Source organism: Halarsenatibacter silvermanii (genome assembly GCF_900103135.1).
Taxonomy (GTDB): Bacteria; Bacillota; Halanaerobiia; order Halanaerobiales; family Halarsenatibacteraceae; genus Halarsenatibacter; species Halarsenatibacter silvermanii.
This window is the reverse complement of the sequence record NZ_FNGO01000010.1, coordinates 50,564-76,126: the sequence shown is the minus strand read 5'-3', so window position 1 is coordinate 76,126 and position 25,563 is coordinate 50,564. Positions and strand designations below refer to the sequence as shown.

The 25,563-nt window shown below is 45.4% G+C and carries 21 protein-coding genes and 1 pseudogene; 4 read left to right on the top strand and 18 right to left on the bottom strand.

What is annotated here, in order from left to right:
- Positions 1 to 96: 96 nt before the first annotated feature.
- From BLT15_RS06925 to BLT15_RS06910, 4 genes are all read right to left on the bottom strand, one after another.
- On the bottom strand, positions 97 to 996 hold the full coding sequence (locus BLT15_RS06925) for an ABC transporter permease (protein ID WP_089760072.1): 900 nt from the start codon (positions 994 to 996) through the stop codon (positions 97 to 99).
- The gene (locus BLT15_RS06920) at positions 996 to 2,132 is read right to left on the bottom strand and encodes an ABC transporter permease (RefSeq protein ID WP_089760070.1); all 1,137 of its coding nucleotides are present in this window, start codon (positions 2,130 to 2,132) and stop codon (positions 996 to 998) included. Before BLT15_RS06920 ends, BLT15_RS06925 begins: the two co-directional genes overlap by 1 nt.
- Position 2,133: 1 nt before the next feature.
- Entirely contained in the window at positions 2,134 to 3,687 is a 1,554-nt protein-coding gene (locus tag BLT15_RS06915; RefSeq protein ID WP_089760142.1) for an ABC transporter ATP-binding protein, read from the bottom strand.
- A gap of 161 nt (positions 3,688 to 3,848) precedes the next feature.
- Positions 3,849 to 4,928 (bottom strand): BMP family lipoprotein, encoded by a 1,080-nt coding sequence (locus BLT15_RS06910; RefSeq protein ID WP_234985537.1) that lies wholly within the window; start codon positions 4,926 to 4,928, stop codon positions 3,849 to 3,851.
- A gap of 224 nt (positions 4,929 to 5,152) precedes the next feature.
- Here BLT15_RS06910 and BLT15_RS06905 point away from each other — a divergent pair, with 224 nt between their 5' ends.
- A complete protein-coding gene (locus BLT15_RS06905) occupies positions 5,153 to 5,620 on the top strand; it encodes a hypothetical protein (protein ID WP_089760067.1) in 468 nt (155 codons plus the stop codon).
- A 418-nt stretch (positions 5,621 to 6,038) separates the two neighbouring features.
- Here BLT15_RS06905 and pyk read toward each other — a convergent pair whose 3' ends face one another.
- Together pyk and BLT15_RS06895 are read right to left on the bottom strand one after the other, a co-directional pair.
- Positions 6,039 to 7,790 (bottom strand): pyruvate kinase, encoded by a 1,752-nt coding sequence (pyk, locus tag BLT15_RS06900; RefSeq protein WP_089760065.1) that lies wholly within the window; start codon positions 7,788 to 7,790, stop codon positions 6,039 to 6,041.
- Between the two features lie 95 nt (positions 7,791 to 7,885).
- Positions 7,886 to 8,881, bottom strand: a complete 996-nt coding sequence (locus BLT15_RS06895; protein WP_089760137.1) for an ATP-dependent 6-phosphofructokinase — start codon at positions 8,879 to 8,881, stop codon at positions 7,886 to 7,888.
- A gap of 272 nt (positions 8,882 to 9,153) precedes the next feature.
- Between BLT15_RS06895 and BLT15_RS06890 the strand changes: the two genes are divergently transcribed.
- Positions 9,154 to 10,164, top strand: a complete 1,011-nt coding sequence (locus BLT15_RS06890) for a 6-phosphofructokinase (protein ID WP_089760063.1) — start codon at positions 9,154 to 9,156, stop codon at positions 10,162 to 10,164.
- Between the two features lie 447 nt (positions 10,165 to 10,611).
- Here the strand turns inward: BLT15_RS06890 and BLT15_RS13760 are convergent.
- The 3 genes and pseudogenes from BLT15_RS13760 to BLT15_RS06880 all read right to left on the bottom strand — a co-directional run.
- Positions 10,612 to 10,750 (bottom strand): annotated as a pseudogene (locus tag BLT15_RS13760) (AIR synthase related protein); the annotation flags it as partial.
- A 50-nt stretch (positions 10,751 to 10,800) separates the two neighbouring features.
- On the bottom strand, positions 10,801 to 11,694 hold the full coding sequence (locus BLT15_RS06885) for a selenium metabolism-associated LysR family transcriptional regulator (RefSeq protein WP_089760061.1): 894 nt from the start codon (positions 11,692 to 11,694) through the stop codon (positions 10,801 to 10,803).
- A 34-nt stretch (positions 11,695 to 11,728) separates the two neighbouring features.
- On the bottom strand, positions 11,729 to 15,127 hold the full coding sequence (locus tag BLT15_RS06880; protein ID WP_089760059.1) for a DNA polymerase III subunit alpha: 3,399 nt from the start codon (positions 15,125 to 15,127) through the stop codon (positions 11,729 to 11,731).
- Between the two features lie 139 nt (positions 15,128 to 15,266).
- On the opposite strand from BLT15_RS06880, the gene BLT15_RS06875 reads away from it, so the two are divergent.
- A complete protein-coding gene (locus BLT15_RS06875) occupies positions 15,267 to 15,494 on the top strand; it encodes a NifU family protein (RefSeq protein WP_234985535.1) in 228 nt (75 codons plus the stop codon).
- Positions 15,495 to 15,590: 96 nt separating this feature from the next.
- On the opposite strand, the gene BLT15_RS06870 is transcribed toward BLT15_RS06875, so the two are convergent.
- The 5 genes from BLT15_RS06870 to rlmD all read right to left on the bottom strand — a co-directional run bounded on the left by BLT15_RS06870 (position 15,591) and on the right by rlmD (position 18,693).
- Positions 15,591 to 15,956: a YlbF/YmcA family competence regulator gene (locus BLT15_RS06870; RefSeq protein ID WP_089760054.1), complete on the bottom strand. Its 366-nt coding sequence runs from the start codon at positions 15,954 to 15,956 to the stop codon at positions 15,591 to 15,593.
- Positions 15,957 to 15,966: 10 nt separating this feature from the next.
- Positions 15,967 to 16,458: a metallophosphoesterase family protein gene (locus BLT15_RS06865; protein WP_159429849.1), complete on the bottom strand. Its 492-nt coding sequence runs from the start codon at positions 16,456 to 16,458 to the stop codon at positions 15,967 to 15,969.
- A 116-nt stretch (positions 16,459 to 16,574) separates the two neighbouring features.
- Complete coding sequence (locus tag BLT15_RS06860; protein ID WP_234985534.1) at positions 16,575 to 16,853, bottom strand: FmdB family zinc ribbon protein; 279 nt, start codon at positions 16,851 to 16,853, stop codon at positions 16,575 to 16,577.
- 166 nt (positions 16,854 to 17,019) lie between these two features.
- The gene (locus BLT15_RS06855; RefSeq protein WP_089760048.1) at positions 17,020 to 17,301 is read right to left on the bottom strand and encodes a hypothetical protein; all 282 of its coding nucleotides are present in this window, start codon (positions 17,299 to 17,301) and stop codon (positions 17,020 to 17,022) included.
- 15 nt (positions 17,302 to 17,316) lie between these two features.
- Positions 17,317 to 18,693, bottom strand: coding sequence for a 23S rRNA (uracil(1939)-C(5))-methyltransferase RlmD (gene rlmD, locus BLT15_RS06850; protein WP_089760046.1), 1,377 nt, complete (start codon positions 18,691 to 18,693; stop codon positions 17,317 to 17,319).
- 165 nt (positions 18,694 to 18,858) lie between these two features.
- Between rlmD and BLT15_RS06845 the strand changes: the two genes are divergently transcribed.
- Positions 18,859 to 20,277, top strand: coding sequence for an MATE family efflux transporter (locus BLT15_RS06845; protein WP_089760045.1), 1,419 nt, complete (start codon positions 18,859 to 18,861; stop codon positions 20,275 to 20,277).
- A 58-nt stretch (positions 20,278 to 20,335) separates the two neighbouring features.
- On the opposite strand, the gene gatB is transcribed toward BLT15_RS06845, so the two are convergent.
- Genes gatB through ligA form a run of 4 tightly spaced genes read right to left on the bottom strand, consistent with a single transcriptional unit; the run spans position 20,336 to position 25,557 of the window.
- Complete coding sequence (gatB, locus tag BLT15_RS06840; RefSeq protein WP_089760043.1) at positions 20,336 to 21,796, bottom strand: Asp-tRNA(Asn)/Glu-tRNA(Gln) amidotransferase subunit GatB; 1,461 nt, start codon at positions 21,794 to 21,796, stop codon at positions 20,336 to 20,338.
- Between the two features lie 18 nt (positions 21,797 to 21,814).
- Entirely contained in the window at positions 21,815 to 23,233 is a 1,419-nt protein-coding gene (gene gatA / locus BLT15_RS06835; RefSeq protein WP_089760041.1) for an Asp-tRNA(Asn)/Glu-tRNA(Gln) amidotransferase subunit GatA, read from the bottom strand.
- Positions 23,234 to 23,246: 13 nt separating this feature from the next.
- Positions 23,247 to 23,546, bottom strand: coding sequence for an Asp-tRNA(Asn)/Glu-tRNA(Gln) amidotransferase subunit GatC (gene gatC, locus BLT15_RS06830; protein WP_089760039.1), 300 nt, complete (start codon positions 23,544 to 23,546; stop codon positions 23,247 to 23,249).
- Entirely contained in the window at positions 23,539 to 25,557 is a 2,019-nt protein-coding gene (ligA, locus tag BLT15_RS06825; protein WP_089760037.1) for an NAD-dependent DNA ligase LigA, read from the bottom strand. The genes gatC and ligA overlap by 8 nt, the downstream gene beginning before the upstream one ends.
- Positions 25,558 to 25,563 lie beyond the last annotated feature (6 nt).

The following is a 25,563-nucleotide window of genomic DNA, read 5'->3' as shown; positions in this document are numbered from 1 at the left end:
ACTCCTGTTTGCAAAAAAAAGATTTAACAACCACTCAATTTAATTATCTTAACTCATTTTACCTCAGATGATCTCAGCTTTCAAGTTTTATAACGGCTATTCTTCTTCCTGAAAATAGGGCTCGCCTATAGAAGCGGGCGGGCTGGCCCGACCGATGGCACCGGCAAGAACTATTATAGTCATTATATATGGTATCGAACGCAGCAGTTCAGAAGGAAGCCAGAGTATGTCGACCCTGATGGCAACTGCCTCAAAATATCCAAAGAGCAGGGCAGCCCCCAGAGCCCCCAGGGGATTCCATTTGCCAAAAATCATAGCCGCCAGAGCAATAAATCCGCGACCTTCTGACATATCGCTGAGAAAAGAAGCTCCGTCACCAATACTGAGATGGGCTCCGGCCAGACCGGCCAGAACTCCACTTATAAGAACACAGATAAATCTATACTTATTTACATCAATCCCTAGAGAATCAGCAGCACTCGGATGTTCTCCCACAGAACGGATTCTCAAACCCCAGGGAGTACGGAAAAGAATATACCAGGCTATCGGAACCAGCAGGACCGCCAAAAGCGTCATGGGATTATAACGCGCGCCGAGCACCCGAAATGCTGGCAGCCTGGGGACACGCGGCGATCTGCCGGCGGAATCAAAAAATATCTGAAGCAAATAAACAGTTAAGCCAGAGGCAAATATATTGATACCGGTAGCAACTACTATTTGATCAGCCTTAAGCGAGACACAGACAACCGCCAGAATAAGAGCTAAAAGTGCACCGCCTGCAGCCGCATATAAAACCCCCAGCCAGGGATTCCCCGTGATGAAAGTGCCGTAAACCGCAGAAAAAGCTCCAAACAGCATCATCCCTTCCAATCCAATATTAATTACCCCTGAACGCTCATTGAAAGTTCCTCCGATAGCCGCCAGCACTAAGGGAGTGGCAAAACGCAGGCTGGAAAGTATCAGAGGAACGGAAAATAGCTGTCTTAAGGTCTCCATCATTCATCCTCCCCTTTAGCTCTTCTGCGAGCCAGGAAGTATTTGAGCATCTGCAGAGCCGCCACGAAAAATATAATCAGACCCTGTACAATTTCTACGATTTCAGCAGGTACACCAGCAAACTGCATCTCCAGGCCTCCTTCGGATAGCCCCCCGAAGAGAATACCCGCCAGAATGATTCCCGCTGGGTGATTACGCCCCAGCAATGCGACAGCTATACCGGTGAAACCATGACCTGCATCCATTCCCTGAATAAAGGTATGGTGAGTGCCCAGCGCCTCTCCAGCGCCGGCCAGACCGGCCAGAGCTCCTCCTATAACCATGGAGATGATGATGTTTTTATTTGAACTAATACCACCATACTCGGCGGCAGAGGGATTGAGTCCCACCGACCTTATCTCGTATCCATAGGTGGTTTTCCAGAGAAGAAACCATAACAACAGCGCTGAGATAAGAGCCAGCAAAAAGTTTACATGGAGTCGCAGTCCCGGGTAAGATAGCATATGCACGAAGGGAAGATTGCCCAACAGGGGGAGTTCAGTAATTTCTGCCAGTCGAAAAATTTCCGCCGATTCATGTATGTCTGGCAGTGCCTGACGCCCTCCTTCTCTAAAATAATTTATTCCATAATGAATAGTTAGATAAGTTGCTATATAATTCATCATTATTGTAACGATTACCTCATGAGCTCCTTTTAACGCTTTGAGAACAGCAGGTATTAAAGCCCAAATCCCCCCGGCAGCAACACCGGCCAGCAGAGCAAAAGGAGCATGGATGACTGCGGGCAGCTCGAAATAAAAACCTACAAAAGCTGCCGAAAAACCACCCACCAGCAGCTGGCCCTCTCCTCCAATATTAAAAAGTCCCGCGCGAAAGGGGATAGCCAGAGCAAAGCCGGTAAAAATCAAAGGAGTAGACCGCCAGAAGGTGCTCAGAATCTGTCTGGTACCGCCGAGGGCCCCTTCATAAAGAGCACCATAGGCCACCGCAGGAGATTCCCCGGCCAGAACAATAAAAATAGCCCCAACAAGAAGAGCAATTACAATAGAAAGCAGAGAAAGGCCTAAATCCAGCAAAATCTTTTTAATTTTGCTGCTGGCCAACGAGTCTCCCGAACCGCTCAGGAGATCTGACATTCTAATCCGCCTCCTTTACTGTACCGCCGGTCATCAGTTTTCCCAGCTCTCTTTCATCGGTCCGGGCGGTCTTCATAATTTTCACAAGTTCCCCATCGAAAATGACACCTATTCTATCGCTGAGCGAAATTATTTCCGAAAGCTCAGCTGATACAAGCAAAACTGCCACACCTTCATCACGCTTTTTTACAAGCTGCTCGTGAATAAACTCAATAGACCCTACATCTACCCCACGTGTCGGCTGAGAGGCTATAAGGAGTTCCGGATTCCTTGAAAATTCCCTGGCTATCACAGCTTTCTGCTGATTCCCCCCTGATAATTTGCCGGCAGAATTGCGAAAGCTGCTGGTTCTCACATCAAATTCTTCTATTAGAGCTTCAGCATTATCATATATCCTTTCATAATTCATCAGACCATTTCGAGAGAAAGGTGTTTGATGCTGATAACCCAGAATCATATTTTCAGCCAGGTCAAAATCAAGAATCAGTCCCCGGCGCTGCCTGTCTTCGGGAATATGGGCAATCTTTCTATCCTTAATCTGCCGGGCATCGATTCCGGTAATATCTTCGCCTTTATAATTAACACTCCCCGACTCGATCTCTCTCAATCCCGTCAGCGCCTCGACGAGTTCAGTTTGACCGTTACCTTCAACACCGGCAACCCCAAAAATTTCTCCTCTATCTATTGAAAAGGAAATTCCACTAACTGCTTCGATACCTCTATTATCATTTACATGCAGGCGCTCTACTTCGAGAATTTTCTCTCCCGGGCTGGCCTTTTTTTTCTCGACGTCGAATAAAACCTCTCGTCCCACCATCATTTCAGCTACTTCATTCTGGCTTACATTTTCAGTCTTTACTCTGCCCACGCTCTTTCCATCTCGAAGAACAGTTATGCTGTCGGTAACTTTTTTTACTTCCTGAAGTTTATGCGTTATAAATATCATTGTTTTGCCTTCTTCTTTAAGAGAGCGAAAAATCTCAAACAATTCATCTATCTCCTGAGGGGTAAGAACCGCCGTCGGTTCATCAAAGACCAAAAGATCGGCTCCTCGATAAAGGATCTTAATTATTTCAACTCTCTGCTGCATTCCGACCGGTATATCTTGAATTTTAGCATCGGGATCGACGTGAAGACCAAACTTTTCTGAGATTTCCTCAACTCTCTTTTTGGCCTTTTTAACGTTTATAGATAACCCTTTTCTGGGCTCTGAACCGAGGATAATATTCTCCGTCACGGTCAGAGTGTCCACCAGTTTAAAATGCTGGTGCACCATACCTATTCCCAGATTTATAGCATCCTGAGGGCCTTCAATGTCAACTTCTTGGCCATTATAAAAAATTTTACCCGCATCCGCCTCCAGCATTCCGTATAAAATTTTCATCAAAGTGGTTTTTCCAGCACCATTTTCGCCCACCAGAGCGTGAATTTCTCCATCCTCGACGATCAGATCAACCTCATCGTTAGCCCTGACACCAGGAAAAAGTTTGGTGATTCCCCTCATTTCGAGAATATTTTTATCATGGACCTCATCTGAAGTTATTTCTGAAGCCATAAACTGTGCCTCCAGTTTTTGAAATAAAAACTGCTCTGAATAAAACAAAAAGCAGGACCCCACCACCTGGAATCCGCTTCCGGAGGTGAAGTCCAGATATAACGTTGTTCTCACATTTTTAAAATCATTCAATTTTATGAGAGCTCAATTGATTTTGTTTCTTATTGTCTGCCGATTTCAGACCAGTCTTCAATCTCTATTTCATCTTCAATAATCTTTTCGCGAATTTCCTCAATTCGCTCTGCGTGAGGTGCGGTTACTTCTTCTTTCATCTGGAGAATTGCTTCTCTATCTTCCTCATCGAGTTCCGGCTCTATAACTTCATCTATGACAGACTCGAGTGGAGTTGTTCCTACACCATCAACTTCCAGATCAAATTCCATATTTCTGCCACCTTCAAAGTCACCTTTAACAACATCTTCAATTGTATTATACACTGCTACATCAACGTTTTTCAGTTTGCTCGCTATTATATGCCCTGGAGAAATCCAGTTTTGATTGGAATCCACCCCAATGGCATAGATGTCTTCTTCTTCAGCAGCGGTGAAAAGACCATCACCTGTTCCACCGGAAGCATGATAAATAACATCGGCACCATCATCGATAAATCCAAGTGCTATTTCTCGCCCGCGAGCAGCATCATCAAAACTATCGGCATAACTGCGCTGGATTTCGATATCTTTGTCTTCTTCGGCTATATACTCCACCCCCTGTACGAAACCACCCTCAAATTTGTTGATAAGGGGACTGTCGATGCCGCCGAGAAAACCCACATTGTCTTCTTCTGTAACCAGAGCTGAAAGAGCTCCTACCAAAAAGGAACTTTGATGGTCGGCAAATAGCATTCCTCTGACATTATCGATAGCTGGCTCATGAGCAACATCAACATGGGCGAAATTCACATGAGGATATTCCTGAGAAATCTGTCTTACTTCCTCTTCCTGCAGGAAACCGACAGCTAAAACCAGATCGTAATTCCTTTCAGCAAATCTGCGAAGTGAGGGATCGAAATCCGCTGAGCTATCAGGTTCAATATAATCAAATTCCACATCATAATCTTCGCTGGCATTTTCCAGAGCTTCATAAGCGAGATCGTTAAATGACAGATCACCCAGACCACCTAAAGAAAAAACTGCACCTACCTGAATAGTCTCTGCTTCAGCCGGCTGGCTAAAACCCATAAAACTGATTACCAGAACGACGGCAAATAAAATCGCCAGAATTCCACTTTTCTTAATCAATACAATAACCCCCTCTTGTTATTTGGAAGTCAGGAATTTATGAAGGAATAATCACAGCCAATATCTATATTAAAGTGTTTAATTTGATTACCTGCCAGATTCAAATATATCATTTTTAACAGAAAGTTGCAACAGAATAAAAACTGAATTCCAGGCGGATATGTGATATAATTATGTCTGCAAAGCTATTGAACAGTTACAGATCTAATTTACAGGAGGTAAAAATGAGCTACCAAAATCGCAATAAAGATGAGTTCATCCTTTATTTGGGCCGTCTTGCTACGGCTTCAGGGCTCATCTGTTTGGCCGCAGCATCTGCTCTGGCTTTATTGTTGAATCTTTCCACTCCCGCCCTGATATTTCTGCCTCTGCTTGGTGGATATATCGGACTTACAGGTTTTTGGGGAGTACACAAATTGAGAATGAAATTGCGAAGTTATCGGAGCAGATTTTCAAACCCCCTCTATAAAACTCTTCATTTCGCTTCCATCATTCCTGGAGCGGTCTTGGGGACAATGCTTTACGGTCTTTTTCAGCAGTTTATACTTTTTCTCGCGCTGGATGATGGATCCGGAAAACCGGGTTTTTTAGCCTCAGTAATAATTTTGACCCCCAAATTGGGTCCCTGGTATGCTCGCAAAATAAATTATTCTCCCCGGGGCAAAAATCATGATAGCAACCGACCCAGGTAATCTATTGTTCCCGGAGGCGGTTAGCAGCAAAAAAATCGCAAGTTATTTTTTAATATTATAAAATGTTCAAATTTTACTTGACTTTTGACGCTCTATCTGGTACTATAAAGGTGGAAGTAAAGAGACCATCATCCGGAAATCAGCAGGATTTAAGATTTTAGATTTAAAAGCTTATCGTGACTGTAAGCAGTAAGGTTCCTCGGAGTTCAGAAGTGAATGATTGAGAAATCTAAGAAGTATGTTCCGAGCACCATGAAGTTAAGCTTCGGTCATTTGCAGGAAAGTCTGTACGGGTTCTTCCGACAGTTCCAATATTCCGGGTGGCTACGCGGCCTCTTTACTTCCGAATCAGAAAAAGGAGCGGGGGAAATTTCCCCCCGCTCCTTTTGGTTTTTCTGCTAATATCTTATTAATCTGTTCAACGAAGATGGGCGATACCCTTGTATACCAGACCTCTTACTCCGTCAAGTGTGATTTCCCCACCATCTTCGATTTTGTCAGCAGCATCCCCTACCCCCACTACCACAGGTTTTTCCAGATTGAGCCCTACGATAGCGGGATGAGAGGTGAGACCACCTTTCTCTGTTATAATTCCAGCAGCCTTTTTTATAGCCGGCATATATGAACTATCGGTCATAGAAGTTACTATAATATCTCCTTCTTCGATTTTTTCCTCTGCTTCTTCAGGAGAAGAGACTTTAATAGCATTTCCGGTTATAATACTTTTGCCAATCCCATCCCCTTCCAGCAGCGGTCGTCCTACCACGTCAACTTTTATGAGATTTGTTGTACCGGGCATGCCCACAGGGGCTCCAGCAGTAACTGTAACGAGATCACCATTTTTTATATAGCCTTTATCCAGAGCAGAGTCTATGGAAAGCTGTATCATCTTATCAGTGGAATCAGCATTTTCTCCTTTAAGGGGAGCAACTCCCCAGCTTAAAGCTAGCGAGTGCAGAACTCTATCATTGGGAGTCACAGCTATTATCTTAATATCGGGCCGGTATTTAGCGACCATCCTGGCCGTAAGACCTGAATCAGTAGATGTTATAATCGCATCTGCCTCGAGATTCACGGCTGTCTCACATGAAGCAAGACTTATAGCTTCTGTGGCAGTTTTTTGAGACTCATCATCCTGAAATAGATCTCTGGTATAAGACAGGGAGTTTTCTGTTTCCCGGGCGATTTTGGCCATAGTTTTAACCGCTTCCACGGGATAATTCCCTGCTGCCGATTCTCCGGAAAGCATTATCGCGTCCGTCCCGTCAAAAATTGCATTGGCCACATCAGAGGCTTCGGCCCTGGTAGGCCGAGGATTTCTGATCATAGAATCGAGCATCTGAGTGGCGGTGATTACTGGTATAGCCGCCTGATTGCATTTGCGAATAATGCTTTTTTGTATTATGGGTACTCTTTCTGCTGGAAGCTCAACCCCGAGATCACCTCTGGCAACCATGATTCCATCTGAAACTTCGATAATTTCATCAATATTTTCGACGCCTTCCTGATTTTCAATCTTTGGGATAATGCCTATATCTTCGCTGTTATTTTCCTCCAAAAGTTTTCTTATTTCGATCACATCGTCTGCCTTTCGAACAAAAGAGGCCGCCACAAAATGAACCCCCTGTTCGCATCCGAACTTGATATCCTTTCTATCCTTATCGGTTAGAGCCGGAAGTTTTACTTTTATACCGGGCAGGTTGACACCCTTATATGTTCCCAGCTTGCTGCCGTTCATAATTTTACAGTTTATTTCTGAACCGGCTACCGAAAGAACTTCAAGCTCGATCAAACCATCATCAACCAGTATGGTGCTGCCTGGATCGACATCGTTGGGTAGGTTATCATAAAAAACGCTGAATTTATCTCTGTCCCCTTCGACTTCATCGGTAGTTATCACCACTTCTTCGCCTTCAACGAGCTCAACCTCATCTTCGACAAGTTCTCCGGTCCTGATTTCTGGCCCCTGAGTATCGAGCATGAGGGCTATTGGATCCCCCAATTCTTCTTCGACCTTTCTAACCATATTGATTCTATGAAGATGTTCTTCATGCTCCCCGTGAGAAAAGTTAAAACGCGCTACATTCATGCCGCTTTCCGCCATCTGTCTTAGTGTCGACCTGTCGTTGCTGGCAGGTCCCAGAGTGCAGACAATTTTGGTTTTCCGCATAATTATACCTCCTGACCGGGCTGCCCCGGATGAAATTTTGCTAAATTATTCACCAGCGTTAGAAAGAAAAACTAACAAAGAAATTAACCTCGCTGCTAGCCTATAATATGGGCCAGTTCATAAAGACTTTTGTCGATTGAAACTTCATTATTTAATACCTTTTCATAAGAAATCATTCTGAAAAGATTTCCTTCTTTAGCGACCATCATGCCTGACTTACCTTCCAGAATGCCCTCTAAAACTCTGGATCCCATTTTGCTGGCCAAAATTCTATCTTTGGCCGAGGGAGCTCCTCCCCGCTGAACATGTCCTAAAACTATCTCTCGCACTTCATGACCGGTGCGGCTTTCTATTTTTTTTCCTATTTCAAACACCACTCTGTTCTTCCTGTCAGCATAGCTCTCTCCATGAGTGTAATCCACTCCTTCAGCCACGAGGATAAGATTATGAAGCTTACCACGATCATATCCTTTTGCAACAATCCGGCATACTTCTTCAATATCAAACTTTATTTCCGGAATTAATACTGCTTCAGCTCCGGCAGCCAGACCGGCTTCCAGCGTTAAAACTCCGCTGTGACGCCCCATGGTTTCGATTATAAAAACTCTTTCGTGAGAAGTAGCAGTATCGCGAATTTTATCGACGATGTTCGTAACGGTGTTTATAGCGGTATCAAAACCTATGGAGTAATCAGTACAGGGAATGTCATTATCTATAGTTCCTGGAAGAAAAGCTGTGGGAAACCCCTTTTCTTCGAGCTTTTTAGCGCCGCGCATCGAACCATCGCCGCCTATTACGATCAAACCATCGATCTGATTTTTGTGCAGCATTTCCAGAGCCTTCTGCTGTCCTTCTTCACTGCGAAACTTTTCGCTTCTCGCTGTAAGCAAAAAAGTCCCGCCTCTGTTTACCTTTCCCGAAACATCACTATCGGACAGAGGAATTATTTCCTCATTTAAAAGGCCAGCATAGCCTCTTTTGATGCCCAATATATCCAATCCGGCATCTTTACCCCAGCGGGTTATAGCTCTCACGGCTGCATTCATGCCCGGAGCGTCGCCTCCGCTGGTCATAACTCCTATTCTCTCCATTTGTCCCATATGTAGACCCTCCCGGGAATGTTAACCCGTGCACGATTTAACTAAATATATATTTTCAAACGCCCATAGCTTTAAACCATCATATCACCAGTCCAATAAATTTGTCAAACAATGTTTCACCTGGGAGGGTTATTTTTGTGAATTTTATTATTTCTTTGTTTTAGCAGGAGATATTTACTCTATCTTGTAATTATTAATGACTCAGTTTTTACCCTGACCTGCTCGAAGAAATTTTTATAAAATAATCTACAGGAGGTTTGATTATGAAAATTGGCATACTGACTGGAGGCGGAGACTGCGGCGGCCTCAATGCTGTTATAAAATCTATAGTCTGGAAGGGAATAAATGAATACGGTCACGAATTTATTGGGTTTGAAGATGGCTGGAAAGGTGCGGTTGAAAACATAGCTCGCCCCCTGGAGATCGATGATGTGATCGATATTATGCCTGAAGGAGGTACTATGCTGGGAAGCAGCAGGACCAATCCTTTTAATCCCAGACACGGTCCTGAAAAAGTTGAAGAAACTTTTGAAGAACAGGATCTGGATGCTATGATAGTAATCGGAGGAGATGACACTCTGGGGGCTGCCGACAAGTTCTATGAGCGCGGCTTAAATGTCGTTGGTGTTCCCAAGACTATGGATAATGATCTCCGATGCACCGACATGACCTTTGGTTTTATGAGCGCTATTCAGGCAGCTACCGATCACCTGGATAGGTTGAGGACAACCGCCTGTTCTCACCACCGGGTTATAATTTATGAGATATTTGGCCGCTATGCCGGATGGGCTGGTGACGCTGATTTTATTATGATACCGGAAAAAGAATACAGCATAGATGACGTATGCCATTATCTGGAGAAAAGAAGAGAGAAAGGGAAGGAATATGCTCTGGTGGTTGTGGCTGAAGGCGCCACCACAACAGAAATGGAAGAGATGATGGCACAGGATGAGGAAACTGATGAATACGGTCACGTGGTGCTGGGAGGTATTGGTGATTATCTGGCAGAAGAGATTGAGGAAAAAATGGACTGGGAAACCAGATATATTCAGCCCCGCCACATAGTCAGAGGCGGCAGCCCCACTGCTTATGATAGGGTGCTTTCCAGCCGCTACGGTCTTATGGCCATAGATCTAGTTGAAGAAGAAAACTTCGGCAAGATGCCCGCGCTGCAGGGACAGGATATTGTACCTGTCGATCTCTCCGAAGCGGTAGCAGAAATAAAACAGGTCCCTCTGGATTTTTATGAAGATGCCGAATACCTCTTCGGCTAAAATGTGACTCTCGGGCCGTACTATTTTCAGTAATGCTATCCAGTCGAAAATCCCGATCCGGGCCGTCTGCCGGGATCGGGATCTCATTATTTTTCTATATTCTTCATAGAATTTCAGTGCGGGCCGGTCCAAAAACGCCCTGCCAATCTCTCTCGATGGGCATGAATTCTACCTCAATATCTCCCGGGCTATTTATATATCACCCTTTTGAAAAGCTAGAAGCAGTCCCGCGGATGTTTGCGGATCATGAAGCAAATCTTTAATAAACTTTGCTTCCTCCAGTTTTGATCCGAAATCCACTTTATCCGAATAAGTTTCTTTATTTTTGTGTAGTCCACCTGGCATCATTCCAGACGCTATCAGATCGGGTATACCCTCAAAACAGGGAAGTTTTTCGGCAAAAATTTTACAGCCCAGCTGTCAGGCTTCCATCATTTCCAAAAGATGGCCGGCCAGAATTCGTTTCAAAATACCTCTATCCAGAGAGCCGGGGAAACAGCAAATGTTGGGAACCAGCACCGGTCGGCCGCCTATGGCCCATGGCATAAATGTCGCTCAGAGAATTTGCAGCTGCTGCCTGTCCGTATAGTTAGGGTTCGAAGTCTGAAGGACGTGATAATCTGATAATTATTCATATTATCGGGAGAAATCGCGAGCAAGTCGAACGAAGGATTCCAGAGGCGTACCCTGAATCCTCCCGGGAGGATGGGAAATATAAAAATTGCGCTCCATCCTCACACCGTCAAGATTTATTTTGCCGACCCGCCCCCATTCCAATGCTTTATTGGAAGCCAGCCGGGAGATGAATGAAACGCCCAGACCAGCTTCTACTGCTGAAATTATAGCTTCATTGGTTTCGAGAACGGCTCTGATGTCAAGATCTTTTCTATCAGCTCCTGCTTCTCTTAAAGCATTCATCATGGTCCTGCGGGTGGCAGAACCTTTTTCTCGTATCAGCAATTTTCTCTCGAGTATCTCCTTTAAGGACACAGAATCACGCCCGAACAATTCATCATTCCGGGAAACCAGCAGATGCAGTTCATCTTTAATAAGGGGCATAACTTCTAGCTCGATACTTTCAGGTTTTTTCCCTATCACGGCCAGCTCAATCTCTCGATCATCAAGTAATTCGATAATATCCTGACTATCACCGACCCGGACGGTCATCTTAATTTCAGGATAACCACGGCAAAAATCGCTCAACAATTCGGGAATAATATGGCTGGAAGGTATTGTGCTGGCCCCGATGCATATTTCATCCAGCCTACTTTCCTGCAGTCTTTCAATCTCTAATTGCACGTCTTCCCACTCCCGCAGAAGCTCACTGACCCTGCGGTAAAATACACGGCCGGTTCGCGTCAGTTCTACTCCCCGTCCCTTTCTGGCCACCAGCTCAGCAGACATCTTTTCCTCTAAATTTTTGATCTGCATGCTGACAGCAGGCTGACTGAGGTTCATTTCCGCGGCCACCCTGGAGTAACTGCCAAGATCAGCCAAACTGACGAAAATTTCAAGAGTTTTTATATTCATACTGATGTTTATCTTCCCTTCAATGATATATGTGTCAACTAAAATTAAATCTTTTTATTTCCAAATTTAAATTATCATCAGCAGGCATTTTTTCCGCCCTTTCCAACCCCTCAAGCCACAATTTTTCAGGCGGCAGCCAGCAGCATATATCCGAATTCTTTCTCTGTTTAAATATGACGGGCATCATACCTGAGGCGGATTCTTCCAGAAAATTTATTATCCTTTCCATATCTTTTGCTGAACTGGATCCTATCTCCAGCAGCAAAGCCGAATCAAAGAGGGGTATAACCCGACTGGCAATCAGCTGGTCTTCATCCGGCCTTCCATAAACCAGCACAGCCTGGCGTTCAGAAACCATCCGCACTGCTCCTGTATAAGCACCAGGGAATACCACAACATCAAGACTGCTGCTCCGACCCTCGAGGGTCAAAAATGCCATCTTTCTATTGTTTTTGGTCGTATGTTCTCTGATACCCGAGATAAGTCCTCCCAGCAGCAGATGTTCTTTCTTTGAGTTCTCGACCAGTGAAATGAGCTTCCGGCTTTGAACACCCAGTCCCTGAAAGAATTCGCTGTAAGGATCGAGGGGATGGCCCGAGAGATAAAGTCCCAGATATTCTCTTTCCTGATTCAATCTGGTACGTTGATCTACCTCTTCCAGCTCCGGAAAAGTAAAATCATCTTCATAAAATTTATCTTCTTCTTCGACCAGCTCAAAAAAAGAGGTTTGTCCTCTTGCTCTGCTCGAATTATGTTCGCTAAATCTCTCGTGAAGTTCCTCCAGAGAAGAGAGAAGTTGTGATCTTTTTGCTTCAAATTCATCCAGGGCTCCGGCTTTTGTTAAAGCTTCCATATCGCTTTTTTGTAGGCGGGATAGGTCGCATCTATCTAACAAATCGTGGACAGTTTCAAATTCACCACCCTCCGATCTCCTGTTCGTTATTTCCTCAATGGCCTTTCTTCCCAGATGTTTGATGGCTTTTAGACCAAATCTTATTTCCTCATCGGAAAGAGCTGTAAATACCTCGTCGCTTTCATTAACATCCGGAGAATAAATCTCAATTCCCATCTCCCGAGAAGTAGAAATATAATCGCTCACTTTATCAAGATTGTCCATGACGCTTGTTAAAAGTGCTGCCATAAATTCCGCAGGAAACTTGCATTTTAAATAGGCCGTCTGATAGGCCAAAAGAGCATAAGCAGCGCTGTGAGATTTATTAAAGCCGTAGCCGGAAAAGTATTCCATCTGGTCAAAGATCTCATTGGCAATATCTCCGGATAGACCATTTTCAAGCGCCCCTTCTACAAACTGCTCCCTTTTTTCTGCGACCAGTTTTTTCTTCTTTTTGCCCATGCCCCGCCTTAGTATATCGGCTTCTCCCATGCTAAAATTTCCCAGCTCACTGGCAATTTCCATGACCTGTTCCTGATAAAGTATAAGTCCATAAGTCTCCTGCAGAATTGGCTTCAGACCGGGATGGAGATATTCCGGTTCTTTTTCTCCATGGCGGCATTTAATATAATCATCAACAAGCCCGCTGCCTAAAGGACCAGGACGCCCGAGCGCCAGGAGAGCTATGATATCGGTAAAATACTCCGGTTTTAAATTGGCAGTGAGATCTTTGAAAAGTTGAGACTCCATCTGAAAAACCCCGGCTGTCTCTCCCCGGCTGAGCATCTCATAAACTTCCTTATCATCGAGCGGAACTTCATCGATATCTATATTTTTACCGTGATTTTTTTCAATACGTTCCAGCGAATCCTCGATAACAGTCAGATTTCTGAGCCCCAGAAAATCCATCTTAAGCAGACCCAGAGCTTCGACATCCTCCATAGGAAGCTGGGTAATAATGGTTTCATCCTGCTTCTGAAGAGGAACAAAATCCATTAATCTGTCCGGACCTATAATCACCCCGGCAGCATGGGTCGATATGTGCCTGGGCAGTCCTTCCAGCTTTTGGGCTATATTGAGAAGCTCGGCCACCCTTTCACTCTCATCGGCCATCTTCTGCAGGCTGGAATCGCTTTCCATAAGTTCATCCAGAGTTTTCCCGCTCTGCAGAGGTATTGATTTTGCCACGCGATCGACGGTGTTATAATCCATACCCAGGGCTCTACCGACATCACGGATAGCCCCCCGGGCTGCCATGGTGCCAAAAGTGCCGATCTGCGCCACCCTTTCCTGACCATAACGACGGGACACATAATCGATAATTTCATCTCGCCTTTCGTCAAAATCAATATCAATATCGGGCAGACTTACTCGGGCTGGATTTAAAAACCGCTCAAAAATCAGACCGTAATCCAGAGGATTCACTTTGGTTATACCCAGCAAATAGGATACAAAACTGCCGGCTGCCGACCCTCTTCCTGGCCCGACTCTTATTTCTCTTTTTTTAGCCTCCTCAACAAAATCCTGAACTATCAAAAAATATGCTGCATAGCCCATATCGCATATAATCTCAAGCTCATACTCCATTCTCTCCCGGGGTTTTTCATCATCGGAAAAATTCTCATCCAGCCTCTCCCTGCATTTTTTTCTCAGCATCTCCTCAGCCGATAAATCCTGCTCTGAAGCTTCAGGATATTCAGGCAGGAAAAATCGTTCAAAATCAAGGTTCACCTCACATCTGTCGGCAATACGTCCGGTGTTTTTAATGGCTTCCTGCTCCTCCGAGAAAAGTTCTCGCATTTCTCGTGGAGATTTCAGATAAAATTCCTGGTTTGGGAAAGTCATTCTATCTGTATCGGCAACCTCGCTGTTGGTCTGCAGGGCAAGCAGAACATCATGAAATTCAGCGTCACTCTTTTCCAGATAATGACTGTCATTGGCCGCAACCAATCCCAGATCGAATTCTTTGCTAAATTTTTTTAACTCCGGATTGACCTTTTTTTGTTCCGGCAGACCATGGTCCTGCAGTTCCAAAAAAAAATTCTCCCGGCCAAATATTTCGCGGTATTCTCTCAAGCTCTTTTCGGCTTCTTTGAAATTACCCGCCAGTATTCTGGTCGGAATCTCCCCCTGTAGACAGGCCGAGGTCGCTATCAGGCCGCGCCGATTTTCGTAAAGAAGATTTTTGTCGACCCGCGGACGATAATAATAACCTTCCAGATGAGATTTGGTGACGATTTCCAGAAGATTGTTATAACCTCTATCGCTGGAAGCTAAAAGAACCAGATGATATAGTTCCCTGTCTTTTTTTTCGCGCCTATCTCCGGGAGTCAGATAAACTTCGCAGCCGATAATCGGTTTTATCCCTTCCTCCCGAGCCTTCTTATAAAATTTTACCATCCCATATAAAACACCGTGATCGGTCATCGCCACCGCTTTCTGACCGTACTCCCTGGTGGCAGCAACCAGTTCGGATAGACGCAGCGACCCATCAAGAAGGCTGTATTCGGTATGATTATGAAGATGAACAAAATCTGACATCAAACTCTTCCTTTCTGGAAAAAGTTTAGTTGCCTGCTTTGCTTTGTTTTTGCGATAATCTATGTTATAATAATTGAGAATTGAAATCACGATTCACACTCAACAATAATAAATGCCAACAAAGCTGGAGGTGATTGCTGTGAATAGAGAAGAAGTGGAAGATGTCATAGACCAGGTGCGTCCCGGACTTCAGGCAGATGGAGGCGACGTCGAGCTTGTGTCAGTTGAAGATGATGGAAAAGTCAGAGTCAGATTAACAGGCGCCTGCGCGGGCTGCCCTATGTCCACTATGACAATAAAGCACGGTATAGAACAGGCACTGAAAGAGCATATTCCTGAAGTCTCAGAAGTGGTTGAGGTCGATTAAAAAAGAGATCATCCGGCCCCGGAACAAAAATGATTGCTGCAATCTTTTTCAAAACAGCCCTTCATCCGTTTAAAATTGAAGGGCTGTTTTACTAATTTATTGAACTTCTGGACCGGCAGGTTCATCTTCCAGCCCGATCTCCAGATCTGAGAAAATTATCTGATGGAGTTCATTGACAAGCTCGTTGATCCGGTGTTCGGCCTCCATATACTCCTGCACCGGTTTATTGAGTTCCACATATCTTTGAATCTCCTGCAGTTCCTGCTCGAGCTCTTCATCAAGTTCTTCCCCCTGTATCTGTTTACTTCTAGCTTCCATCAATTTTTCCCTATAATCCAACAGCAATTTTTTCGTCTTCTCATCACCAGAGATTTTCTCTTTAAGTTCAAGATATTCCTGGTATTCATCCGAGCCTGCAAGAGCGTCGGCCAGCTCTCGAGCAAGTTCGCGAACATCAGTCATCAAATCACCTCTAACCTTTTATTTTTCTCAATTCTACATCTATCTCCCGATTCGCACATATCTCCAGCAAAGCGAAACTGCCGTACTTCTGCCTCCGGGGAACGGTCGGAGAGCCTGGATTCAAGAAAAGTTGATCTTTCTGCCAGGATTTGAAGGCTCTGTGGGTATGTCCAAAAATTATTACATCCGATTCATCAAACCTGTAGCTCAATTTGGAGATTTTATCTCTTCCCAATCCATCTCCATGGTCGAGAGATATTTTGAAACCAGCTCTTTTCAGAGTAAGAGAACTTTTTAGCTCTCTTCCCAGCGAGAAACCATCGCAGTTTCCTTTAACCGCCTTTACGGGAGCGATATTTTCGAGCTGTTTTATCAAGTTATCTGAAGTAATATCTCCGGCATGCCATATTTCATCGACGTTTTGGAAGTCCTCTCTCACTTTTTCAGAAAGAGCCGGGGATCTGTCGGGAATATGAGTATCCGAAATTACACCTAACTTCAAACTGTCGCCCTCCCGGATTAAAAGTAATTCTCACAGTAACCTGCAGTAAGTTTAAGCGAATATTCTGTAAAATTTATTATACCCGGATATAATGCAATCCGGGCAATCACTGGTCTTTAAGAAGCTTTTTCTTCCGGGGAGCTCTCAGCCGAACCCGAAGAGTCTTCATCTTCAGATTTTGATTGAGGTTCGCCGGGAGACTGAGAGCTTTTACCGTAATCCGTACAGTAAAAACCAGAACCTTTGAAGACAATTCCGGGAGCTCCGATGATCCTTCTAACCTCCCGGCCGCAGTCGGGACATTCCTCCAGAACCTCCTCCTTGATACCCTGCATCTTCTCAAATCTGCCGCATTCATTACACTCATATAGATAGGTCGGCATATCTAAATTCACCCCGTTATTAGATTTTGGTTTTGATAATTTACTTCCCATTTCTAACTAAATCATGAAAAACGCTATTCCTCACCTGATCGCAAAATCAATATTTCGGTTAAATGTTTAAATACATCGCCGATGATACTTTCCCTAAATACTTTTATATTATAAAATGAGGCATTTGTCAAGAACTTTTATCATTGTAAAACCTTATATATCCCCAGAGATTATAAAGACATATAAAAACAAAGGCAAGCAGCCAGTACCACATACTGTTAATCACAAAGAATATCACGCCGGCAAGAGCACAGATCGCTGCCAGCAATCTATAATATTGACTGCTCACGCCTATTCTTATCAGCTGCCAGGGCAGAAGGCCAAGACCAATAAATACTCCGGTTTCGACGCCATAGATTAATCCGCCAATTCCGGAAAATGCGAATACCACTGCCAGTACGTAGTTCATTATGTATACCTCCTTTTAGTCCCGCACCAGAAGAACCGCTGTTTCGACATGATGAGTATGAGGAAACATATCGACAGCTTCAATTTTCTCCAGTCGAAAGGAAGTCGACAGTCTCGATATGTCTCGGGCCAGGGTACCGGGATTACAGGAAACATAAACTACCGCTGAAGGTGAGGAATCGAGAATAGTCTGACAGCTATTTTCGCTCAATCCTTTCCGGGGCGGATCGACTATTACGAGCTCTTCCTTCAGGTCCAGGCGGGGCAGAACTTTCTCAACTTTTCCCTGAATAAAGTCAACATTTCGACACTCATTCAAACTGGAATTTACTGCCGCAGCCTGCACCGCCTGAGGAACTTCCTCGATTCCTAAAGTTTTTTCTATATCACCTTTCATTCCATCAGCCAGATAAATGCCGATCGTCCCGGCCCCACAGTAAGCGTCAATTATGCGCCGAGGTGATACGTCTCTGGCCAGAGATAGAACCCGTTCATAAAGCTTTTCTGTCTGCTGTGTGTTAACCTGAAAAAAGCTGCTGGGATGTATATAAAATTTTTTATCTCTGATGTATTCGGTAATAAACCTTTCACCGGTAACCAGTTCAATTTCATCTCCCAGAATAACATTGGTGTCTTCGGCGTTTACACTGTGATATATGCTCCAGAGCGAACGTATTTCCTCTATCAGTTCTGCCGTAATTTCTTTTCGGGACGGCAGCTTACCGCGCCTGGTTACAAAGGTAAGCTGCAGCTGAGAGGAACAGACTGCCCCTCGAATCACCAGATGCCGCAGGTTACCGCTATGTTTTCCTTCGTTGTAGGGGGTTATTTCATATCTGTTCAATCTCTTCTCTGTCTCCTTGATAAGACGATTTATGGGCTGATGCTGGATGGGGCATTCATCGAAAAAGACCAGTTCATGACTGCCTTTTTTATACAGGCCGGCCCTGACGCGGCCCCCTTCTTCCCCTTTTTTCGCATCCTCTCTGCCCACCGGGAATTGTCCCTTATTGCGATAATACCAGGGGAAGTCCATGCCTGTTACCGAAAATTCAGGTAGCTCTTCAACTCCCCCTATCCTCGAGAGAGAATTTTTTATTATCTTTTCCTTCTCTTTCAGCTGAACCCTGTAACCGAGATGCTGAAGATTGCAGCCTCCGCAGCTTTCGTAAACATCACACCGGGGATTAACTCTGTGACCTGACGCCTCTCGAACGGAAAGAAGCTCGGTCCTCCAGTAATTTTTCTTCTTCTTTGTCGGACGCACTTCGACCTTCTCTCCGGGGAGAGCTCCTGGAACGAAAAAAACCGGCAGATCCTCCGGCCGGGCCACCCCCTCTCCCTGCGAGGATAAATCTAAGATTTTCACGATGTATTTCCTGAAATTTTTCATGAATTGCCTCCTGACCTGCCCGAAAATCACCGGGCAAAATTGACCAGTAAAAACATCTATGTTAGAATGAGCTTCAGAGTCGAAACGATCTGAACAACTATATTTTCTGTGATTATATCATAAATTTGGTCCCGGCTAAACAGCAGCGAGAGGAGAAGCTACAAAATGAAAACCGATGCAAGATCAGAACGGCTGGGAAAAGAGCCCATCATACCTCTGGTATTAAAACTTTCACTGCCAGGTATTCTGGCCATGACAGCCCAGTCGCTTTACAGCATAATAGACAGCATCTTTATAGGCCAGTACAGCACAGAGGCCATCTCCTCTCTGGCATTGTTTTTCCCTCTGGAGATGATTCTCATCGGCATCTCGGTGGGCACCGGAGTGGGAGCCACCTCCTTAATCTCCCGGCTTCTGGGCGCGGATGATCTGGAAGATGCCAGTCAGGCCGGATCACAAGCCTTATTTTTAGCTGCGCTGGCCAGTCTTATGCTGACAGTGGTGGGTTTCTTTTTTACTCCTAATCTTGTCAGTCTATTTGCCGAGGATGAGGTTCTTATCGCCAAAGCCTCCAGCTACAGCAGAATTGTCCTGACCTGTTCTTATTCTTTCTTTCTACCGATCATCAGCAATCATGTGCTGCGAGGAGAAGGCAATACCTTCCTCCCCATGCTGAATATATTTTGGGGAGCTGGCATTAATATCATACTCGATCCTCTGATGATCTTTGGAATCGGTTTTTTCCCGGAAATGGGTCTGCAGGGCGCAGCCCTGGCGACTGTTATAGCCCGTTCTCTGAGCGGAGTAATGATCATCTATCTGATAGTCGGAGATAAGATCGAGCTCAATATATCCTTAAAACATTTTTCGCTCCGACTGGATCTAATCCGTGAGATCTACAGGGTGGGGTTTCCGGCCATGATAATGCAGTTTATGGCCAGCTTCATGCTGGGAGGAATGAATAGAATTCTGGCTCAATTCTCTTCGGAGGCTATAGCCGTCGGTGGTATTTACTTCCGGCTGCAGTCCTTTGTTCTCATGCCCATATTCGGTATTAAGCAGGGTTATTTGCCCCTGATAGGCTATAATTATTCTCACAACAAACCGGGCCGGGTTAAAAAAGGCCTGTTTTCCAATGTTTTGTTCGCTTTTCTCATCACCACCAGCGGGATGCTCATCTTTCAATTTGCCCCGGAAAAACTTCTGAGGCTTTTCAGCAGCGATCCCGAGCTCATAAATATCGGCGTTACAGCTCTGAGAAATATAAGCCCCGCCTATCCGATAATAGGACCAGCTATCATCATTTCGGCCACCTTTCAGGCTATAGGCCGGGGGGTTCCCAGTCTGATACAATCTTTCTTCCGTCAGATGGTTCTGCTGCTTCCTCTGATGTATTTTTTGGGCAGTTTTTGGGGGCTTTCTTATCTCTGGTACGCCTTTCCCATATCGGAGTTAGGAAATATAATTATAGCCCTCCCCTGGCTCTATTTCACCCTCAAGAAGGAATTGAATGATCCCTCTCAAAATCCAATTCAGGCCACCCATGCCAGTAAAAAAACGAAGAAGGCTGAGTCGCTGGAATGACTCAGCCCTATGAGCAAATTACTCCGCTATGACTTTTAAGAGGAATGTTCTGCTGAGTTTATTCGTTTTCTATTTTCTCTCTCAGCATGTTTTTGGCCATCTGAGGATTGGCTTTACCCTGAGTCTTCTGCATGACCTGACCAACAAGATATCCGATGGCTTTGTCCTTGCCCTCAAGAATATCCTCCACCACATCAGGATTTTCTTCCAGGACTTCTGCCACTATCTCACCGAGCTGATCCTCATCGCTTATCTGCTTCAAACCTCTTTCTTCCACGATAGCTCCCGGATCTCCGCCTTCCTCGAACATCTCTTCAAATACCTCTTTGCCCATATTTGAACTTATAACTTCATCATCTACGAGCTTTAACAGCTCCGCCAGAGATTCGGGGCTTATTTGACCTTCTCCGGGTACGAGATTGTTTTCATTGAGCAGCCGCCTGTATTCTCCCATCAACCAGTTACTGACCTCTTTGGCATCATGATATTCTTCGGCAGCCGCTTCAAAAAGATCGGCAAACTCCCTCTCACCCGTTAAAACTTCAGCATCATAGGCGGGAAGGTTGTATTCCTCCTGAAAGCGCTGACACCGCTGACGGGGAAGTTCCGGCATTTTCTCATCGATCTCATCGATCCAGCTGTCCGATATTTTAAGGGGCATCAAATCAGGTTCGGGGAAATAGCGATAATCCTCTGCTTCCTCTTTAGTTCGCATGGAAGTGGTCTGCTGTCTGTCAGCATCCCAGGCTCTTGTTTCCTGCACAACCTCATGGCCCGAAGAGAGAATCTCCGCCTGTCTTTTGGCCTCATAGGATAGTGCTTCCTCTACGGCGCTGAAACTGTTCATATTCTTGACCTCAGCTTTTATACCGAATTTTTCAGTTCCCCTGTCACGCAGTGATATATTGGCATCACACCGCAGGGAACCCTCTTCCATATTGCAGTCGGAGACACCGAGATAAGCTATTGTCTGCTTTAAACTTTCCAGATAAAGTCGGGCCTCGCGCGGACTGTTCATCTCCGGTTCGCTTACAATTTCGATAAGGGGGACGCCAGCCCGGTTTAGATCGACATAACTGTAACTTTTGCTTCCCGGTCTGTCTCCATGAACCAGTTTCCCGGCATCCTCCTCCATATGAACCCGATTGATACCTATCTTTTTTTCGCAGATATCACTCTCTTCTTCGATATCTATAGTTAGATGCCCGTCATACCCCAGAGGCAGATCATATTGAGATATTTGATAGCCTTTGGGCAGATCGGGATAAAAATAGTTCTTTCGATCAAATTTGCTGTACTCATTTATGCTGCAGTTGAGAGCTCTCGCTGCCAGAAGCGAATATTCCAGAGCCCTTTCGTTAAGCACAGGCAGAGTACCCGGAAGGCCCTGACAAACCGGACAGGTGTTGACATTGGGCGGACGGCCAAATTCTGTGCTGCAGCCGCAGAAAAGCTTGGTCTCGGTCTGCAGCTGTACATGGACTTCCAACCCGATAACTATTTGAAAATCCTCTAACATCCTTATCACCTTTCCTTTTTAGTCTAATTTAGCGAGACTGGGCGTGTCGAGGAGTTTTTCTAAACCGCTGGCTGCCTGCAGCAGCTCAACCTCGTTAAAAGAACTGGAAATCAGCTGAACTCCCAGCGGCAGTCCTTCATCGTTGAAGCCTGCCGGCAGTGAAATACCGGGAAAGCCAGTTATGTTGCAGGGCACAGTGAAAACATCGGTATAATACACATCAAGAGGATCCTGTTCCTCGCCCACGGCAAAAGCAGGAGTGGGTGCTGTTGGGGTCAGCAGCATATCCACTTTTTCGAAGACTTCCTGATAGGCTTCTTTAATTATCGTCCTAACTTTAAGAGCTTGTTTGTACAGGTCGTCCTGATAGCCGGCGCTGAGAGCGTATGTACCCAGCATTATTCTTCTTTTTACCTCAGGCCCAAAACCCAAGCTGCGTGTCTCAAAATACATTTCCTCCAGTTCTTCCGCCTCCTGCCGCTTGCCGTACTGTACTCCATCATAACGGGCCAAATTAGAGCTGGCTTCAGCAGGCGCGATCACATAATATGCGGCCAGCATTTGATCGAGGGAAGGAAGCTCAACCTCAATGACTTCCGCCCCCGCTTTCTCCAGAGCTTTTATAGAGTCCCGTACAGCCTGTTTGACGTCGTTATCAATATCGAGATCGAGATAACCTTCGGGCAGGCCAAACGTAAAATTCGAAACTCCTCTATCAAGATTTTTCAGATAATCAGGATGATCTATATCTGCTGAAGTAGAATCTCTTTTATCATGACCGGATATGATATTAAGCAAGATAGCGGCATCTTCTACATTTCTGGCCAGAGGTCCGATTTGATCTAAAGATGAGGCAAAAGCTATAAGTCCATATCTCGATACCAGCCCATAAGTGGGTTTTAGACCAACAACGCCGCTGAATGCGGCAGGCTGTCGTATCGAACCTCCCGTGTCTGATCCCAGGGCGGCGGGAACAAATCCAGCTGCCACGGCAGCTGCTGATCCTCCACTGGAACCGCCGGGAACATGGTCCAAATTCCAGGGGTTTCTGGTAACTTTTTGGGCGGAAAACTCAGTCGTCGAACCCATAGCAAATTCATCCATGTTGGTTTTCCCGATGAGAAAGGCTCCTGCCTCTTTTAATTTTTCCACTACAGCTGCATCATAAGGAGGTTGATAATCCTCCAGAATCTCAGAGGCGCAGCCTGTGGAAAGATTGCTGGTAGCCATATTATCTTTCAAAGCCACCGGGATTCCGGCCAGTTCACCTTCTCCAGCCGGTGTGATTTCGTCGTTAAGATCTACAAATGCGCCTATTTTACCATCCAGTTCTTCCAGTCTTTCCCGATAAACTTCAGTTATCTCCCGGGGAGATATTTCTCCTTCTTCTCTCCTGTCGATTAATTCTGCCAGACTAAATTTTATAATATCCTGCATTATTTTCTACCTCCTAATCCTGCTTGCCGATTCCCGGCACCCGAAACTGACCTTCTGTCTTTTCCGGGGCCTCTTCGAGCATTTCATCTCTTCTGTCCTCATTGGTCACCTCATCTTCACGCACGACATTCTCCCGGGGCTGGGGATAATAGGTGGGCTTAACACCCTCGGTGTCGATTTCCAGTATCTTGTTGACATAATCAACCACGTCCTTCAATTCGCCGGCAAATTGTTCCTTTTCCGCCTCTGAAAGTTCCAGCTTGGCCAGCCTGGCCAGGTCTTCAACATCATCTCGATCTATCAAATTAATCACCCTCCTTCTCGCTTAAAATATTTAGAAACTCATCTTCATTTAAAACGGTTACATCCCTTTCTCTGGCTTCATCCAGCTTGGAGCCGGGGTTTTCTCCCGCCACTAGATAATCGGTCCGTCCACTGACGCTGGAAGTCACCCGACCTCCTCGCTGCTCGATTGCTTCCGAGGCCTCCTGACGGGTAAAATCATCCAGCCGCCCGGTCAGCACAAAACGGAGATCTTCCAGGTTATCACTGTCTGACTGCTCTTTCATTTCGGTGGGCAGACCGGCATCTTTCAGTTTCTGAAGAATTTCCTGATTTTTTTCGCGTTCAAAAAAATCCGCCACGCTTCTGGCGATCACCGGACCGACTTCATCTATCTCTTTAAGATCTTCTACTCCAGCTTTTTTGATCCGTTCCAGAGAATTAAAATGCTCACAGATCAAAGCTGCTGTGCGAGAGCCGACATGTCTGATACCCAGAGCGTAGATCAATCTGTCGAATTCTCGGTTTTTACTCTCCTTTATGGCCTGAAGAATATTATCAGCTGATTTGGAAGCCACCCTTTCAAGTCTGATCAACTCGTCTTTTTCCAGATAGTATAAATCGCCATAATCCTCGACCAGCTTTGCCTCCATCATCCTGTCGACAAGCGAAGGTCCAATCCCTTCGATGTTCATAGCTTCACGGGAAACAAAGTGAAGTATGCTCTCACGCAGCTGAGCAGGACAGGCAGCATTTGAGCAGCGGAGAACCGCTTCATCCGGATCGCGGCTGACTTCTGAACCGCAGGAAGGACAGCATTCCGGCATGTTGAATTTTGCTTCCCCGCCGTTACGCTCTTCTTTTATGACGCGAACCACCTCGGGGATTATATCTCCCGCTTTTTGAATGATTACGCGATCACCTATTCTTACATCTTTTCTCTCAATTTCATCCTCATTATGAAGTGTAGCCCGGCTGACGGTGGAGCCATCTATGTCCACCGGCTCAAGGATAGCATTGGGGGTTAGAGCACCCGTCCGTCCAACCGAGACAACTATATCCTTAACCCGGGTGCTTTTCTGCTGAGCGGGGAATTTATAGGCTATTGCCCAGCGGGGACTGCTGGAAGTAGAACCCAAAACTTCCCGAAGAGCCAGCTGATCAACTTTAATCACCATTCCATCAATTTCATAATTCAGCTGATTCCTCTTTTCCGTCCATTCCCAACAAAGAACGGCTGCTTTTTCGACACTGTCTTTTCTCCAGTACTGATTTGTTTTGAATCCAAGTTTTTTCATGAACTCCATGGCTTTCACATGACGATCAAAATTATCCGCTGAAGTCTCGAGCAGAGAATAAGCCAGAAAATCCAGCGGTCTCTCGGCTGCAATCGAAGGATCAAGCTGCCTGACAGAACCGGCAGCCGCATTGCGGGGATTGGCAAAAAGATTTTTATCTTCCTCCAGGCGCCGCCGGTTCATCTCCTCAAATTCGTCTTCCGGCATGAAGACTTCTCCCCTGATCTCAATATCTGCAGGCCGGGAAAGCCTGAGGGGAACGGAAGGGATGGTTTTTATATTGGCGGTGACATTTTCGCCCACACTCCCATCTCCCCGGGTGGCCGCCAGTTCCAGCCGCCCGTCACGATAGCGAAGTATAACAGCCAGCCCATCGACCTTATGCTCAATAACATAATCCGGCTCCTCTTTTATTTTATGAGAGTCGAGCCGCCGTTCTATCCTGTCAGCAAAATCATAAAGATCATCATCATCAAAAGCATTGTCAAGACTGAGCATGCGTTGACTATGTTCGACCTTTTCAAATTCATCCAGAGGCTCCCCTCCTACCCGCCGGGTGGGAGAATTGGGATCCTGAAACCGGGGATGCCTCCGCTCGAGCTCTTTAAGCTCCTGCATCATTTCATCGTACTCGGCATCGGAAATGACGGGATCATCATAGACGTGATAACGACGGTTATGATAATGCAGCTTCTCCCGCAGCTCTTCTATTCTTTCCTGTAGATCATCAACTTCTTCATCCATTTAACT